Origin of the sequence: Pseudomonas sp. TYF_14 (assembly GCF_043105275.1) — a bacterium.
Taxonomy (GTDB): Bacteria; Pseudomonadota; Gammaproteobacteria; order Pseudomonadales; family Pseudomonadaceae; genus Aquipseudomonas; species Aquipseudomonas alloputida.
On record NZ_JBICLK010000071.1, the window covers coordinates 37,088 to 52,523 of the forward strand.

Consider the following 15,436-nt stretch of genomic DNA (forward strand, 5'->3'; position numbering starts at 1 on the left):
GCGGCCCTTTCGCGGGTAAACCCGCTCGCGTAGGAGCGGGTTTACCCGCGAAGAGGTCCTCAGCCCAAACGCCCTTCTGGCGCATACGGCGCCGGGTCGATAATCGGCTCGGCCCCTGTCAGCAAATCGGTAAACAGCTGGCACGAAGCCGGCGCCAGCACCAGCCCATTGCGATAATGCCCGCAGTTCAGCCACAACCCTTCATGCCCTGGCACAGGCCCAATGTAAGGGATGCCTTCTGGCGACCCCGGCCGCAGTCCCGCCCAGTGCGCCACCACTGTCGCGCCTTCAAGCTCAGGCAACAACTCCACCGCCGATGCCTTCAGGCTTTCCAGCGCATCCGCGGTCGGGGTCTTGTCATACCCGGCGTGTTCCAGCGTGCTCCCTACCAGAATGTGCCCGTCACGTCGCGGGATTGCATAGCGCCCCTTGGCCAGCACCATGCTCGGCAAGAAGTCTTCAGCACACTTGAACAGAATCATCTGGCCCTTCACGGGCTCCACCGGCAGTTCAAGGCCAAGGGTACGCAACAGGTCGCCACTCCAGGCGCCTGCGCTGAGCACAACCTCATCCGCCGCCAGTACGCCATCAGCCGTCTGTACACCAGTCACGCGCCCCTTTTCCTGCACGAAGCCGGTGATCTGGCAGTGTTCGCGCAAGCTCACGTTCGGCAGCGCCAGCAACGCCGCCTTCAGCGACTTGACCAAGCGTGGGTTGCGCACATTGGCCACACCAGCCATGTAGATGGCGTGCTTGAAGCCCGGGCCCAGCACCGGCACCGCATCGTAGGCCGCCGAAATATCCACGGCACTGAGCGGCCGCTGCTCGCGCGCGGCCCAGGCCAACGCTTCGGCCTCGTCGTCCAGGTCGAGCCAGTACAGCCCGGTGGTGTGAACTTCCGGGTCGACACCGGTGCTGGCGAACAGACGCTCGCCCAGCTGTGGATAAAAGTCCTGCGACCAGTGCGCCAGAGCGGTCACTGCGGGGCTGTAGCGCCACGGGTACAACGGCGAGACAATGCCACCGCCAGCCCAGGACGACTCTCGGCCAACCTCGCCCTGATCGCACACCACCACCTGGCCGACCTTGGCTGCCAGGTTGAATGCCGTCAGCAGGCCGATCACCCCGCCGCCAACCACCACTACTTGCTTGCTCATCTGTCGATCCAACACCTGAAGTAAAACCGCGATGCACCGGGCATCATTGAACCTTCAACTTCCCCAACAGTGCGTGCTGTGCTCAACGGCGCCCTGATTGTGCTGCACGCCAGCCTGGTCGAGCTGGAAATCGCCACAGCCATCCTGTGCCATCAGCCCATGCGGTAGCCGCCGGGCGCGCAGCGTGAAGGTGTCACTGTCGCGCTGGGCCTGAAGGCTGTAGTAGCGGGTACCTTCGGGCAAGACCAGGTCGCCCTCGGCGTATTGGCCAGTGCGCACGCGGTGGCGCTCCAGGCGCAGGGCGGCATCATGCAGCAGGCCAACCACTTCGCTGCGTGCGGCTCGCCGAAGCTGGTCGCTGTAACTGGGGTAGGCAATGGCTGCCAGAATGCCGGTCACGGCCAGCACAATCAACAACTCGATCAGGCTCAAGCCTTGCTGCATGTCAGTCTCCTCGCAATCTTTGCCGCCAGGTGATGCGTTGGGTTTGATTGCCGGCCACGGCGTAGACCGCTTCCAGCACATGCCGTGAGCGGCTTTGCTTGCTGACGGCGGTAATCCGGAACAGGCTAACCGGCTGCCCTTCGGGCATGTGCGCGGCACGTGTGCTGACACCCAGGTTCTGCAGCTGGAAAAAGCCGGTCTGGGTGCCTTGCCACTGCCCAACCAGATCGTGCGGCCTGGGCGGTGGCAGGCACGCGTTACAAACGTCAGGGGGCGCCCGTTCAAGTTCGCGTACCCCGGCCAGCAAAGTGGCCTCAGCCTCTTCCAGCGCCATCAGGCCATCGCTCAGGTAGCCGGTCATCCGCGTTTCCACCAGCGCGTCGCGCAGGGCAGATGTGGCAAGCAGGCCCAGCAGGACGCTCAGGACCAAGGCCAGTAGAAGAACCACGCCACGCTGGTGAGTCATGAAGCGGGGACCGGGTTGCGGATTGCGACGCTCAACTCATGGCGCTGCTGAACCTTGAGCGTGGGTTCGTAGAGTGTCAGGCTGATATCCACCCGTTCTCCCCCCACCATCTGCACACGCTCCACACGCATCGCCTGCACATTATCAACCAACGGTTGAAATTTGCTGTTTCCGCGTTTGAACCTCAGCTTATCGTCCTGGAGCTGGTAGACATACCTGCTGACCGGGTACACCAGTAGGTCCCCAGCCTTGCGTGCTGCATCGACAGACACTTCGGTCAGGCAATTGGTGTGCAGAAACCAGTCAGGTCGGCCAGCTTGCCCAGGCAACTCCGCCACGATCAGGCTGAGGGTGGACGCTTCGATCACCAGGGGGCGAGCGAAGACCTGCTGTAATGCCGGGTCATCGAAATCGGAAGGTTTCAGGCGCAAACAGCCAAACATGCCGGCCATGCGAATATCCTGGGCCATGCGCAGCAACGCCTGCCGCGCCTCATCCTGCATGCGCAGCGCAGTACTTTGCAGGCGCCAGGCCTGTTGAGCCGATGCAAAGAGCTGACTGGCGGCCGCCAACAGCATCAACCCGATAGTCAGCGCCAACATCAGCTCAACCAAACCAAAACCACGTTGGCCGCGCCTCATCGACGCCCCCGTTCATGCTCGCTGTGCGCCGCCATTGCCGCCTGCCCATTGCGCCGCGCACTGTCCACAGCCTGCAATGCCTGCAATTGCAGCCCCGCTGCGGCGAACATACCCACAGCCACGACCACAACCGCCAACAACACTTCCAGAAGCGTCATGCCCCCTTGCCTTGCGTGCATCCCTGCACCTCCTGCGACTTTTCCCGTCATTGCTTTCAACTTGGGCGACTGGACCTCTTGTCCAACCGCCAGGAAGCTATAGCCAAGCACGTCCAGGGAGGAATGCACGGTGAAGCAACGCGGCGTAACACTGATACAAATGTTGTCGGCCTTGGCCGTGGCGGTCTTGCTGACCCAGCTGGGCATGCCGGCCTACGCCAGAATGAGCGATGACCTGCACCGGGCGGCGGCTGCCCGTGATCTGGCGCAGGCGCTGCGCAGTGCACGCAGCCATGCGCTGTTGCAGGGTCAGCCGGTGCTGGTGCTGGCGCTGGACGGTAATTGGGGGAATGGGTGGCGGGTAGTGCTGGAGCATAACCGGCAGGTGCTGCGCGAACAGCGCCTTTCAAAGCCGCTGAAAATAACCAGCAATCGCGGTGAGCAGTTCAAATTCAGTGCGCTGGGCGTGCCCATGACGTCGGGCAACAGCTGGTTGGGCGCAAAACTGGAAATGTGCGAACGCGCCGCTGCTCGCAGCCGATATCAGGTGGTGCTGGCATCAAGCGGCAGAGTCAGGTTGCTTACGGAGGACCTGAGCAATGACCGCTGCTAGCGCGGTCATTGCAGGAGCGGTCTTGTGTCGCGCAAGGGCTGCAAAGCAGCCCCTGCATTGGCGGCGGTACTGCCCGTCAGATCAGCGAGCGAACCCGCAGCTCTTTGGGCATTGAAAAGGTGATGTTCTCTTCGCGCCCGTCCAGCTCTTCAGCGCCAGTGGCGCCCCAGGCCTTGAGCTGTTCGATCACGCCACGCACCAGCACTTCGGGCGCAGAAGCACCGGCGGTGATGCCGATGCGCGCGGCCTGGTCAAACCAGCCGCGTTGCAGGTCCTCGGCACCGTCAATCAGGTAGGCCGGGGTGCCCATGCGCTCAGCCAGCTCACGCAAACGGTTGGAGTTGGAACTGTTCGGGCTGCCGACCACCAGCACCACGTCGCTCTCGCCGGCCAGTTGCTTGACGGCATCCTGGCGGTTCTGGGTGGCGTAGCAGATGTCGTCCTTGCGCGGGCCGCCGATGTTCGGGAAGCGCGCACGCAGCGCATCGATGACGCGGCTGGTGTCGTCCATCGACAGTGTTGTCTGGGTGACGAAAGCCAGGTGGTCCGGGTCGCGCACCTGCAGGTTGGCCACATCTTCCTCGTCTTCGACAAGGTAGATGGCGCCACCGTTGCTGGCATCGTACTGGCCCATGGTGCCTTCGACTTCCGGGTGCCCTTCGTGGCCGATGAGAATGCACTCACGGCCATCGCGGCTGTACTTGGCCACTTCGATGTGAACCTTGGTCACCAGCGGGCAAGTGGCATCGAACACTTTCAGGCCACGGCCAGCAGCTTCCTGCCGCACGGCCTGGGAAACACCGTGGGCACTGAAGATGACGATGACATCGTCCGGCACCTGGTCCAGCTCTTCGACAAAGATGGCGCCGCGGTTACGCAAGTCTTCCACCACGAACTTGTTGTGCACCACTTCGTGGCGCACATAGATCGGCGGGCCGAAGACTTCCAGCGCGCGGTTGACGATCTCGATCGCCCGGTCGACCCCGGCGCAGAAGCCGCGAGGGTTGGCGAGTTTGATTTGCATGCTCGGCTCCAGGCTTACAGGGCCTTCACCTCGAGGATCTCCACCTCGAAGGTCAGGGTCTTGCCAGCCAGTGGGTGATTGAAGTCGATGGTGACCTGGTCGTCATCGAACGCTTTGACCACACCCGGCAGCTCGGTGTTGGCGGCGTCGTTGAAGATGATCAGCAGCCCTTCGGACAACTCCATGCCTTCGAAGTTGGACCTCGGCATGACCTGCACGTTCTGCGGGTTAGGCTGGCCGAACGCGTTCTCCGGGGCCACTGCCACGATGCGCTTGTCACCGGCCTTGAAGCCGAACAGGGCGTTTTCAAAGCCCGGCAGCAGGTTGCCATCACCCACTTTGAAAGTAGCCGGGGCCTTATCGAACGTGCTGTCGACGGTGTCGCCGTTTTCCAGGTGCAGCGCGAAGTGCAGGGTGACTTCGGTGTTCTGGCCGATACGGGTGTCAGTCATGGACCGGATCCTCGGACTTCTTGCTCTTGAACATATCCAGCGCCAGCATCACCGCACCAACGGTGATGGCGCTGTCGGCCACGTTGAAGGCCGGGAAGTAATGGCGGTTCTGCCAGTGCACCAGGATGAAGTCGACCACATGGCCCAGCACGATGCGGTCGTACAGGTTGCCAATCGCCCCACCCAGCACCAGCGCCAGCGCCACGGCCAGCCAGGTCTCGTTGCGCCCCAGGCGCTTGAGCCAGACGACCAGTACCGCGCTGACCACCACGGCGATCAGGGCGAACAACCAGCGCTGCCAACCCGCTCCGTCAGCCAGGAAGCTGAACGCGGCACCGGTGTTGTAGGCCAGGGTCCAGCTGAAGTAGTCAGGAATGACCACGATCTGCTGGTACATGGTCAGGGCGTTGTTGAAGTACAGCTTGGTGGCCTGGTCGATGACCAGGACCAGCAAGCTCAGCCACAGCCATGCAAGGCGCCCGAAGCGCCCCGCTGCAGGGTTAGGCATAGTGGCGCACCTCACCCGAGCCGGTCAGGTTGTCGACGCAACGGCCGCAGATTTCCGGGTGCTCCGGATGGCTGCCGACGTCGGCGCGGAAGTGCCAGCAACGGCCGCACTTGGTGTGGCCGGACTTGACCACTTGCAGCTTGAGGCCTTCGACTTCGGTGGCTACCGCTTCGGCCGGCGCCTGTGCGAACGGCACCACGCTGGCGGCCGAGGTGATCAGCACGAAGCGCAACTCGTCGCCCAGCTTGCCCAGGTCGGCACTCAGGCCTTCGTCGGCGTACAGGGTCACTTCGGCTTGCAGGTTGCCGCCGATGACCTTGGCGGTGCGCTGGTTTTCCAGCTCCTTGTTGACCGATGCCTTCACTGCCATCACGCGGTCCCAGTAGGCGCGGTCCAACTCGGTGCCTTCCGGCAGCTCGCTCAGGCCTTGGTACCAGCCGTTGAGCATTACCGACTCGTTGCGCTCGCCCGGCAGGTACTGCCAGATTTCGTCGGCGGTGAATGCCAGGATCGGCGCGATCCAGCGCACCAGCGCCTCGCTGATGTGGTACAGCGCAGTCTGGCAGGAACGGCGGGCAACACTGTTGGCGCCGGTGGTGTACTGGCGGTCCTTGATGATGTCGAGGTAGAAGCCGCCCAGCTCCTGTACGCAGAAGTTGTGCACCTTGGAGTAGACGTTCCAGAAACGGTACTCGCTGTAGTGCTCTTCCAGTTCGCGTTGCAGCAGCAGGGTACGGTCCACGGCCCAGCGGTCCAGCGCCAGCATGTCTTCCGGGGCCAGCAGGTCGCGGGCCGGGTCGAAGCCGGACAGGTTGGACAGCAGGAAGCGGGCGGTATTGCGGATACGCCGGTAGGCGTCGGCACTGCGCTGCAGGATCTGCTCGGAAACGGCCATTTCACCGGAATAGTCGGTGGCCGAAACCCACAGGCGCAGGATATCGGCACCCAGGGTGTTGTTGACCTTCTCCGGCTCGATGGTGTTGCCCAGCGACTTGGACATCTTGCGGCCGTTCTCGTCCACGGTGAAGCCGTGGGTCAACAGCTCGCGGTATGGCGCATGGTTATCGATGGCGCAACCGGTCAGCAAGGACGAGTGGAACCAGCCGCGGTGCTGGTCGGAACCTTCCAGGTACAGGTCAGCGCGCGGGCCGGTGGCGTGGCCGATGTCGTGCGAGCCACGCAGTACGTGCCAGTGAGTGGTGCCCGAGTCGAACCACACGTCGAGGGTGTCGGCGATCTTGTCGTACTGGTCGGCTTCAGCGCCCAGCAGTTCAGCGGCGTCCAGCTTGAACCAGGCCTCGATGCCTTGCTGCTCGACACGCTTGGCCACTTCTTCCATCAGTTCGACAGTGCGCGGATGCAGCTCGCCGGTCTGCTTGTGCAGGAAGAACGGGATCGGCACACCCCAGTTGCGCTGACGCGAGATGCACCAGTCCGGGCGGTTGGCGATCATCGCGTGCAGGCGCGCCTGGCCCCAGGCCGGGACGAACTTGGTGTCTTCGATGGCTTTCAGCGCACGCTCACGCAGCGGCTCGCCGGTGCTCGGCTGCTTGTCCATGCCCACGAACCACTGCGCGGTGGCGCGGTAGATCAGCGGGGTCTTGTGGCGCCAGCAGTGCATGTAGCTGTGGCTGATGGTTTCGGTGTGCATCAGCGCACCGACTTCGCTCAGCTTCTCGACGATGGCCGGGTTGGCCTTCCAGATGAACTGGCCGCCGAAGAATGGCAGCGAGTCGACATACACGCCGTTGCTCTGCACCGGGGTAAGGATGTCGTCGTTGACCATGCCGTAGCGCTTGCAGGTGACGAAGTCGTCTTCACCGTAGGCTGGCGAGGAATGCACCACGCCGGTACCGGCGCCCAGCTCGACGTAGTCGGCCAGGTAGATTGGCGACAGGCGATCGTAGAACGGATGACGGAAGTTGATCAGCTCCAGCGCCGAACCTTGGGCGGTGGCAACGACCGAACCTTCCAGGTTGTAGCGCTTCAGGCACGACTCGACCAGCTCTTCAGCCAGCACCAGCAGGCGTTCGCCGGTGTCGACCAGGGCGTACTTGAATTCCGGGTGGATGTTCAGGGCCTGGTTGGCCGGGATGGTCCACGGGGTGGTGGTCCAGATCACGATGGCGGCCGGCTTGGCCAGAGAGGCCAAGCCGAAGGCGGCGGCCAGCTTGGCTTCATCGGCAACCGAGAAGGCCACGTCGATGGTCTGCGACTTCTTGTCAGCGTACTCGACTTCCGCTTCAGCCAGCGCCGAACCGCAATCAAAGCACCAGTTCACCGGCTTCAGGCCCTTGAACACGAAGCCTTGCTTGACCATCTCGGCCAGGGCGCGGATTTCACCGGCCTCGTTGGCGAAGTTCATGGTCTTGTATGGGTTGTCCCAGTCACCCAGCACGCCCAGGCGGATGAACTCGGTCTTCTGCCCTTCGATCTGCTCGGCAGCGTACTCGCGGCACAGCTCGCGGGTACGGTCGGCGGAGAGGTGCTTGCCGTGGGTAACCTCGACCTTGTGCTCGATCGGCAGGCCGTGGCAGTCCCAACCTGGCACGTACGGCGCATCGAAGCCGGCCAGGGTCTTGGAACGGACGATCATGTCCTTGAGGATCTTGTTCAGCGCATGACCGATGTGAATCTTGCCGTTGGCATAGGGCGGGCCGTCGTGCAGGACGAACTTGGGACGATCCTTGCCAATTTCGCGCAGCTTCTGGTACAGGCCAATGCTGTCCCAGCGCTGCAGGATCTGCGGTTCGCGCTGAGGCAGGCCGGCCTTCATGGGGAAGGCGGTGTCCGGAAGGTTAAGCGTGGCTTTGTAGTCGGTCATTTCAGGCTCTTCGTTAGCGGTTGAGCGTGCCAATGTGCACGTGCGGCGGCGATATCCGCATCGATCGCCGACTTCAGCGCCTCCAGGGAGGCGAATCGCTGCTCTTCACGCAGCTTGTGGTGGAACTCCACCGTCAGGCGCCGGCCGTAAAGATCGCCGGCAAAGTCCAGAAGATGAATCTCCAGGTGCGGGCGCCCATCACCGGCAACGGTGGGGCGCACGCCGATATTGCCGACACCCGGCCAAGCTTTGCCGTCGATCACGATGCTGGCCAGGTATACCCCGGACAGCGGCACGCGGCGGCGCTTGAGCTGGATGTTGGCGGTTGGTGTGCCGAGCTGGCGGGCCAGCTTCTGGCCGTGCAGCACGCGGCCTGTAATGCGGTACGGGCGGCCCAGCAGGTGTTCGGCCAGTTCGAAGTCGCCCTCGGACAAGGCCTTGCGCACTTCGGTGCTGCTGACCCGCAGGCCATCCTGGATGACCGTGTTGGCGGCCTCGACGGTAAAGCCGTACGCGTTGCCGGCCTCGACCAGGAAAGCGAAGTCGCCAGCACGGTCGCAGCCGAAGCGGAAGTCATCGCCCACTTCGAGATGACGCACCCCCAGGCCGTCGACCAGGATGGCCTTGACGAAGGCATCGGCACTGAGCTTGCTCAGACGCTGGTTGAACGCCAGGCACAGCACCCGGTCGATGCCTTCGGTCGCCAGCAGCTCGATCTTGTCGCGCAGCCGGGCCAGGCGCGCTGGCGCGGTATCGGGTGCGAAGTACTCGCGTGGTTGCGGTTCGAAGATCACCACGCAGGTCGGCAGGCCCAGGGCCTGACCGCGCTCGCGCAGGCGCGCCAGGATTGCCTGGTGGCCGCGGTGAACCCCGTCGAAGTTGCCAATGGTGGCGACACAGCCCCGGTGCTCGGGGCGCAGGTTGTGAAGACCTCGAACCAGCTGCATAACGCGCTTCTTGCTCATAAAGTGGCCGATTATAACCACACCCGGGCGCTGGTGACAGGCAGCAGCGCCCAAGGGCGGCGTGGAATGCGAAAAACCGACGCCTGACCCGCCAAAAGCCTCAGTGCAAGGCCTTGCGAGCGAAATGCCGGGGCCGGAAGCCACACAGGTACAGGCAGCCAAAATACGTCACGACGCCCGCCAGGATCAGCGCCCCAAGCCGCAGGAAGCGCTCAAGCATGATGCCCTGTTCCCAGGCCGGCATATAGTGCATGCCCGCCAGCAGTACTGCCGACATCAGCGCCACCGCCAACACAAGCTTGAGCAGGAACACTGCCCAGCCAGGCTGAGGCTCGAACAGCTGCTGACTGCGCAGCTTCCAGAACAGCAAACCGGCATTCAGGCAGGCACCGAGGCTGATCGCCAATGCCAGGCCGGCATGTGCAAGCGGGCCGACCAGGGCAAGGTTGAACAGCTGAGTGCAGACCAGGGTGAAGACCGCGATCTTTACCGGCGTGCGGATATTCTGCTGCGCGTAGAAGCCAGGTGCCAGTACCTTGATCAGAATGATCGCCAGCAAGCCCACGGAATAGGCGATCAACGCTCGCTGGGTCATCGCCGCATCAAACGCGCTGAACTTGCCATATTGAAACAAAGCAACGGTCAGCGGTTCGGCAAGAATGGCCAACGCCAGGGTGCAGGGCAGTACCAGCAGGAAGCACAGGCGCAGGCCCCAGTCGAGAATTCGCGAGTACTCCTCGCGGTCCTTGTTGGCGTAGGTCTTGGCCAGTGTCGGCAGCAGGATAGTGCCCAGGGCAACGCCCAGCACACCGGAAGGCAGCTCCATGAGGCGGTCGGCGTAGTACATCCACGACACCGAGCCGGCCACCAGGAAGGAAGCGAAGATGGTGTTGATGATCAGCGAGATCTGGCTCACCGACACCCCCAGGATCGCCGGCAGCATCTGTTTCAGTACCCGCCACACTCCCGCGTCCTTGAGGTTCAGGCGCGGCAACACGAGCATGCCGATCTTCTTCAGCGCTGGCAGCTGGTACAGCAACTGCGCCAGGCCACCCGCCAGCACGCCCCAGGCCAACGCCATGATTGGCGGGTTGAAGTACGGCGTCAGCAACACGGCGAAGGCGATCATCGCCACGTTCAGCAAGGTAGGCGTGAAGGCCGGCACCGAAAAGCGGTTCCAGGTATTGAGGATCGCTCCGGCCAGGGAAGACAGCGAGATCAGGAATATATAAGGAAACGTCACCCGCAACAGGTCGGTGGTCAGCGCATATTTTTCGGTGCTGTCGACAAAACCCGGGGCCGTGGCCCACACCACCCACGGTGCAGCGAGGATGCCGATGGCGGTCACCAGGGCCAGCACCAGGGTCAGAAGGCCGCTGACATAGGCAATGAAGGTGCGCGTCGCCTCCTCGCCCTGCTGGGTCTTGTACTCGGCCAGAATCGGCACGAAGGCCTGGGAGAATGCGCCTTCGGCGAAGATGCGCCGCAACAGGTTGGGCAGTTTGAACGCGATGAAGAAGGCATCGGTAGCGACACCAGCACCAAAGATGCGGGCCAGGATGGTGTCGCGAACAAAGCCCAGCACCCGCGAAATCATGGTGATCGAGCTTACTGCAGCCAGGGATTTGAGCAGGTTCATCGAAAAGATTCACGCCAATGACAGAGGACGCTGCCAGACAGCGTCCGAATGTGCGATACTCCCGCGCCTTCGCAGGGGAGCCAAAAATTCCCGAGTGTACAGGTCGCGCAGCATAAAGGAATCTTTCCCGCTTGTTGGCGCACCGCTCGGCGGAACCTTGCAGGTGGCCTTGACATCCGCTCGACTGATCGGCATGATTCGCGGCCTATTTTGTTTGCTATTTACCTAAAGTCTTTCGAGGAGCTCGACGGTGGCCAACACACCTTCCGCCAAGAAACGTGCAAAACAGGCTGAGAAGCGTCGCAGCCACAACGCCAGCCTGCGTTCCATGGTCCGCACCTACATCAAGAATGTAGTTAAAGCCATCGACGCAAAAGACGCCGAAAAAGCGCAAGCCGCTTACGTTCTGGCTGTACCTGTAATCGACCGTATGGCCGACAAGGGTATCATCCACAAGAACAAGGCTGCTCGTCACAAAGGCCGTCTGAATGGCCACATCAAGGCGCTGAAAGAAGCTGCAGCTGCCTAAGCGACGCGCTAGTCGAAAAACCGACCCTAGGGTCGGTTTTTTGTTGCCTGCGATTTATGCTTGCGGGCCCAGTTCCATGCGGGACTCGATCTGTGGGAGCGGCCTTGTGTCGCGATAGGGCTGCGGGGCAGCCCCGGCAATCTCACTTTCTGCGCTGAGACCGAGGGGCCGCTACGCGCCCCTTTCGCGACGCAAGGCCGCTCCCACAAAAAAGCAGGGCCGCGCTTGGCGGCCCTACTTTTACATCACTTGGCGATCTGAATCTTCGGTGCCCACTGCAGCCATTCATCCTCGGCCTTTTCGAACAAGGCAAAGGTCTGCTGCGGCCGCGCCGGGTTACCCATCTGCTCGCCATCTGGCGTTGCGAAGGCGATACCGCCATCGATCAGGGTTTCCACCGACTCGGTACGCACTGTAGCGCCCTTGAACAGACCCCAGTCGAAACCGAAACCACTGCTGTTCCAGAAGCGGCTACCGCTGCGCACCAAGGCGGCATAGCGCGGCTCGATGAGGATATGAATCAGCACGCGGTCAGCGCTCTGGCCCAGCTCGAAGCCTGTCACCTTGCCCACCGTAACCTCACGATAGGTAACCGGCACACCCGGCTTGATCGAGCCGCGGCGTGGCGCACTGAGCGTCAATGGCAGGCCGACCTCTGGCCCTGCTACCTCCGGTGCCTCGGTTAGGGCGATGAAATCGCGCTGTGGTCCACGGTTCTTGGCTGCTGGCTGCACTTCCAGGTACTGCCCACCTATCAAGGTGTCCAGGTTTTCAGTGCGCACCAAGCCAAGGGCCGGCTTGACCACCCAGAACTGCGTACCGGCACGGGCAATGCGATCCGCCGATTCGGTAATGCGCGCCCTTAGCAGCACCGCCTGCAGGTCATCGGTGAGGTCGACGCTCTCGATGCTGCCCACATCCAGGCCGCGGAAGCGGATGGCCGTGCCCGGTTTCAGGCCATCGGCACGCTCTACACGGATGGTGATCAACGTACCCGCACGGTTCACCGCTTCCTGGCTGTCATGCAGGCGGAAGCGTGGAATGTGCCGTTTCAGCGGTACATCGGGCCGTGGCGTATCGAACGCAATACCGCCGGCCATCAGTGTTTGCAGCGACTCACTCTTGATCTTGATGCCCGACAGGCCGCCGGTCAGGGTGATCCCACTGACGTTCCAGAAGCGCGACGAACCATTGACCAGCTTCTCGTACTCCTTCTCGATATGCACACCGATCAGGATGCGGTTGCTGTTACGGGCGAACTGATAGCTCTGCACGCTACCCACCTTCACCTGGCGGTACGTCACCGGGCTGCCGATTTCCAGCGAACCCAAGGTGTCGGCGAACAACACCATGTGCAGGCCCGGCGCTTTGAGGTCGAGCGGCGGCGCCTTGGCACGCGCCTCGAACTCACGCTCTGGCCGTGCGCCCTTCTCACCAGGACGAATGGCAATGTAGTTACCTTTGACCAAGGCTTCCAGGCCAGTGATTCCCGCCAGGGAAATCGACGGTTTGACTACCCAGAACTGTGTCCCGTCTACCAGGTAGTCCTCGGTCAGTGGGTCGAGTGTCAGCTCGGCCGAAGCGCTGGCCAGGTTGTCTTCCATCTTCAGGGCTTTCAGCGAACCCACCTGGATGCCCTTGTACATGACCGGCGTGCGACCCGCCTGCAGGCCTTCATAATCGCTCAGCTTCACTTTTACCCGGATACCCGCCTGGGCGGCATCGAAGTCCTCGTACAGGCGGAACGGCAGGCTCGGGTCGGTGGGAGGGCTGTCCTTGCGGTACTCCGGCGTGGCGAAGGCGATACCACCCGCCACAATGCTCGACAAAGACTCACTGCGCACCTTCACACCCGAAAGCGAAGCATCGATGCTGACACCGCTGGCGTTCCAGAAACGCGTGTGCTTGCGCACCAGGCTGGCGTAGGCCGGCTCGATGAAGACTTTCACCTCTACGGTGCTCTGGTCCTCGGACAGGCGGTAGCTTTTCACCCGGCCTACCTGAATCTGCTTGTAGAACACCGGGCTGTCACGGTTGAGCGAGCCCAGCCTGTCGGCCTTGAGGGTCAGGTGCAGGCCTGGTTCAGAATCCGAGAGCGGTGGCGCCACCTTCAATGCCACAAAGCGTTTGGTACGTTCCCCCTCTCCCGGGCTAACGGCGATGTAGTTACCCGACACCAGTGTTTCAAGGCCAGATATACCGGCCAGGCTGACACTCGGCTTCACCAGCCAAAAACGCGTGCCTTTGGTTAGATGGGGCTCGGCAGCCTTGTTCATCTCGATGGTAGCGATCACCCCCTGCGTGTCGCCCTTGGCGTCGAGCACCAGGCTTTTCACCTTGCCAACCGGCATGCCTTTGTAGATGACCTCGGTCTTGTTGGCGACGATACCCTCTCCCGACTCGAAGCGGACTTCAATTTCCACACCAGCGTCGCGGTAGGCCTGCCACGCGAGCCAGCCACCGATCATCAGCGCAATCAAAGGCAGGATCCAGATGGCCGACCAGTTCGAGGCTGGGCGGGTTTTAGCCGTTGGCAGGTCACTCATGGTCGTCCTCCGACTCCGTGTTATCCCAAATCAGTCGGGGATCGAAAGTTAAAGCGGCAAGCATTGTCAGGATCACCACAGTTGCGAAGGCGACAGCGCCCAGGTTGGCTTCGACACTGGCTATTCGGCCAAAATTCACCACTGCCACCAGGATGGCAATGACGAAGATGTCCAGCATGGACCAGCGCCCAATGAATTCGATGAAGCGGTACATCAATATCCGCTGCCGGGCCGAAAGCGGCTGCCGCCGCTGAACGGAGTACAACAGCAAGCCGATGCCCACCAGCTTGAACGTGGGGACCAGGATACTGGCAATGAACACCACAGCCGCAATGGGCACCATGCCGTGCTTGAGCAGGGTGATGACACCGGACATGATGGTGTCCGGGCTACCCTGACCGAGGGTACTCACGGTCATGATCGGCAGTATGTTGGCCGGGATGTAGAGGATCGACGCCGCAATCAGCAACGCCCAGGTGCGCACGATACTGTTCGGCCGGCGTGCATGCACGATAGCGCCGCAACGTGTGCAGGTTTGCGAAGTGCTGTCTGGCTCCTGCCTGTTCAGCTCGTGACACTCATTGCAGACAACAATGCCTGCGTCAATCGCCCGCATGCAGGTCCTCCCCCGATAGCGCACTCCAGATCTGGTGGGGCGACATCACCACTTCGAGCCACACCTGGATCAATAGCAGACTGATGAAACAGAACAGCCCAAGGCCCACGGTCAGTTCGGCCAGGTCCACCAGTTTGACGATGGCCACCAGCACCCCCATGAAATAGACCTCGAGCATGCCCCAGTCACGCAGGTGGTGATAGATGCGGTAGAAGACCAGGCCGTAGTCACGCCCGAAGTTCAAGCGGATGCTCAACAGCACGGCCAGCTGACAGAGCAGCTTCGCCAGCGGAATGACCATGCTACAGAGCAGTACCACTACGGCAACACCGCGCATTCCCGAGTTGTACAGGCCTAGCACGCCACTCCAGACCGTATCGTCCGAAGTCTGGCCAAGCAGGTGCAACTGCATGATCGGCAGGAAATTGGCCGGCACGAACAGCAAAAGGGCCGTCAGCACCAAGGCCAGGCTGCGATTGACCACATTGTGCCGGTGGGCATAGAGCTCGTAGCCGCAGCGCGGGCATTGGGCTTTCTCATCATGCTGCAGCACGGGCTTGCGCAGCAGCAGGTCGCATTCATGGCAGGCGACAAGCTCGTCCAACGGCAGCTGGGCCAGGGTTTCAGGTTCGACAGAATTGGACATAGAGCGCTTCTGTATAGGTGCGTGGGGCTATTCTAGTGTTCTGACTCGAATTATGGGAGGCGACGCTGTCCTGAAGAGTGTGCGGGGGTGCGCCCCTGCCTGGCGTTGCACCCATCCCTTGTAGGAGCGGGTTTACCCGCGAACACCGGCAACGCCGGTGCCATCTCCGCTCCCGCAGTGATTCGAGCAGTTCCAGTTTTTTTCCCAC

General features: G+C 62.1%; 16 protein-coding genes. 2 read left to right on the forward strand and 14 right to left on the reverse strand.

What is annotated here, in order from left to right:
• Window positions 1–59 precede the first annotated feature (59 nt).
• From thiO to ACF8O8_RS19185, 5 genes are read right to left on the reverse strand one after another with little or no spacing between them, the layout of a single operon-like run.
• Complete coding sequence (gene thiO / locus ACF8O8_RS19165; RefSeq protein WP_010951878.1) at window positions 60–1,157, reverse strand: glycine oxidase ThiO; 1,098 nt, start codon at window positions 1,155–1,157, stop codon at window positions 60–62.
• A 54-nt stretch (window positions 1,158–1,211) separates the two neighbouring features.
• Window positions 1,212–1,601 carry a type IV pilin protein gene (locus ACF8O8_RS19170; protein WP_392510270.1) on the reverse strand — a complete coding sequence of 130 codons (390 nt, stop codon included), beginning with the start codon at window positions 1,599–1,601 and terminating at the stop codon, window positions 1,212–1,214.
• Between the two features lies 1 nt (window position 1,602).
• On the reverse strand, window positions 1,603–2,067 hold the full coding sequence (locus ACF8O8_RS19175) for a hypothetical protein (RefSeq protein ID WP_014589585.1): 465 nt from the start codon (window positions 2,065–2,067) through the stop codon (window positions 1,603–1,605).
• On the reverse strand, window positions 2,064–2,708 hold the full coding sequence (locus tag ACF8O8_RS19180; protein ID WP_392510271.1) for a PilW family protein: 645 nt from the start codon (window positions 2,706–2,708) through the stop codon (window positions 2,064–2,066). Before ACF8O8_RS19180 ends, ACF8O8_RS19175 begins: the two co-directional genes overlap by 4 nt.
• Entirely contained in the window at window positions 2,705–2,887 is a 183-nt protein-coding gene (locus ACF8O8_RS19185) for a prepilin-type N-terminal cleavage/methylation domain-containing protein (protein WP_049588116.1), read from the reverse strand. The genes ACF8O8_RS19180 and ACF8O8_RS19185 overlap by 4 nt, the downstream gene beginning before the upstream one ends.
• A 109-nt stretch (window positions 2,888–2,996) precedes the next feature.
• On the opposite strand from ACF8O8_RS19185, the gene ACF8O8_RS19190 reads away from it, so the two are divergent.
• Window positions 2,997–3,479 carry a GspH/FimT family protein gene (locus ACF8O8_RS19190; protein WP_010951873.1) on the forward strand — a complete coding sequence of 161 codons (483 nt, stop codon included), beginning with the start codon at window positions 2,997–2,999 and terminating at the stop codon, window positions 3,477–3,479.
• Window positions 3,480–3,555: 76 nt separating this feature from the next.
• Here the strand turns inward: ACF8O8_RS19190 and ispH are convergent, their stop codons facing one another.
• From ispH to murJ, 6 genes are all read right to left on the reverse strand, one after another.
• The gene (gene ispH / locus ACF8O8_RS19195) at window positions 3,556–4,503 is read right to left on the reverse strand and encodes a 4-hydroxy-3-methylbut-2-enyl diphosphate reductase (protein WP_010951872.1); all 948 of its coding nucleotides are present in this window, start codon (window positions 4,501–4,503) and stop codon (window positions 3,556–3,558) included.
• 14 nt (window positions 4,504–4,517) lie between these two features.
• On the reverse strand, window positions 4,518–4,955 hold the full coding sequence (gene fkpB, locus ACF8O8_RS19200) for an FKBP-type peptidyl-prolyl cis-trans isomerase (protein WP_392510272.1): 438 nt from the start codon (window positions 4,953–4,955) through the stop codon (window positions 4,518–4,520).
• Complete coding sequence (lspA, locus tag ACF8O8_RS19205; RefSeq protein WP_003247609.1) at window positions 4,948–5,463, reverse strand: signal peptidase II; 516 nt, start codon at window positions 5,461–5,463, stop codon at window positions 4,948–4,950. Before lspA ends, fkpB begins: the two co-directional genes overlap by 8 nt.
• Window positions 5,456–8,287, reverse strand: a complete 2,832-nt coding sequence (gene ileS / locus ACF8O8_RS19210; protein WP_392510273.1) for an isoleucine--tRNA ligase — start codon at window positions 8,285–8,287, stop codon at window positions 5,456–5,458. Before ileS ends, lspA begins: the two co-directional genes overlap by 8 nt.
• Window positions 8,284–9,234 carry a bifunctional riboflavin kinase/FAD synthetase gene (ribF, locus tag ACF8O8_RS19215; RefSeq protein ID WP_010951868.1) on the reverse strand — a complete coding sequence of 317 codons (951 nt, stop codon included), beginning with the start codon at window positions 9,232–9,234 and terminating at the stop codon, window positions 8,284–8,286. The genes ileS and ribF overlap by 4 nt, the downstream gene beginning before the upstream one ends.
• Window positions 9,235–9,352: 118 nt before the next feature.
• A complete protein-coding gene (murJ, locus tag ACF8O8_RS19220) occupies window positions 9,353–10,891 on the reverse strand; it encodes a murein biosynthesis integral membrane protein MurJ (RefSeq protein ID WP_104960730.1) in 1,539 nt (512 codons plus the stop codon).
• 250 nt (window positions 10,892–11,141) lie between these two features.
• Here murJ and rpsT point away from each other — a divergent pair, with 250 nt between their 5' ends.
• Window positions 11,142–11,420: a 30S ribosomal protein S20 gene (rpsT, locus tag ACF8O8_RS19225; RefSeq protein WP_003247625.1), complete on the forward strand. Its 279-nt coding sequence runs from the start codon at window positions 11,142–11,144 to the stop codon at window positions 11,418–11,420.
• Window positions 11,421–11,665: 245 nt separating this feature from the next.
• On the opposite strand, the gene ACF8O8_RS19230 is transcribed toward rpsT, so the two are convergent.
• The 3 genes from ACF8O8_RS19230 to ACF8O8_RS19240 are packed head-to-tail and all read right to left on the reverse strand — an operon-like array spanning window position 11,666 to window position 15,228.
• Entirely contained in the window at window positions 11,666–13,966 is a 2,301-nt protein-coding gene (locus tag ACF8O8_RS19230; RefSeq protein WP_392510274.1) for an MlaD family protein, read from the reverse strand.
• A complete protein-coding gene (locus tag ACF8O8_RS19235) occupies window positions 13,959–14,582 on the reverse strand; it encodes a paraquat-inducible protein A (RefSeq protein ID WP_049588113.1) in 624 nt (207 codons plus the stop codon). Before ACF8O8_RS19235 ends, ACF8O8_RS19230 begins: the two co-directional genes overlap by 8 nt.
• Complete coding sequence (locus ACF8O8_RS19240; RefSeq protein ID WP_020190949.1) at window positions 14,569–15,228, reverse strand: paraquat-inducible protein A; 660 nt, start codon at window positions 15,226–15,228, stop codon at window positions 14,569–14,571. Before ACF8O8_RS19240 ends, ACF8O8_RS19235 begins: the two co-directional genes overlap by 14 nt.
• Window positions 15,229–15,436: the final 208 nt, after the last annotated feature.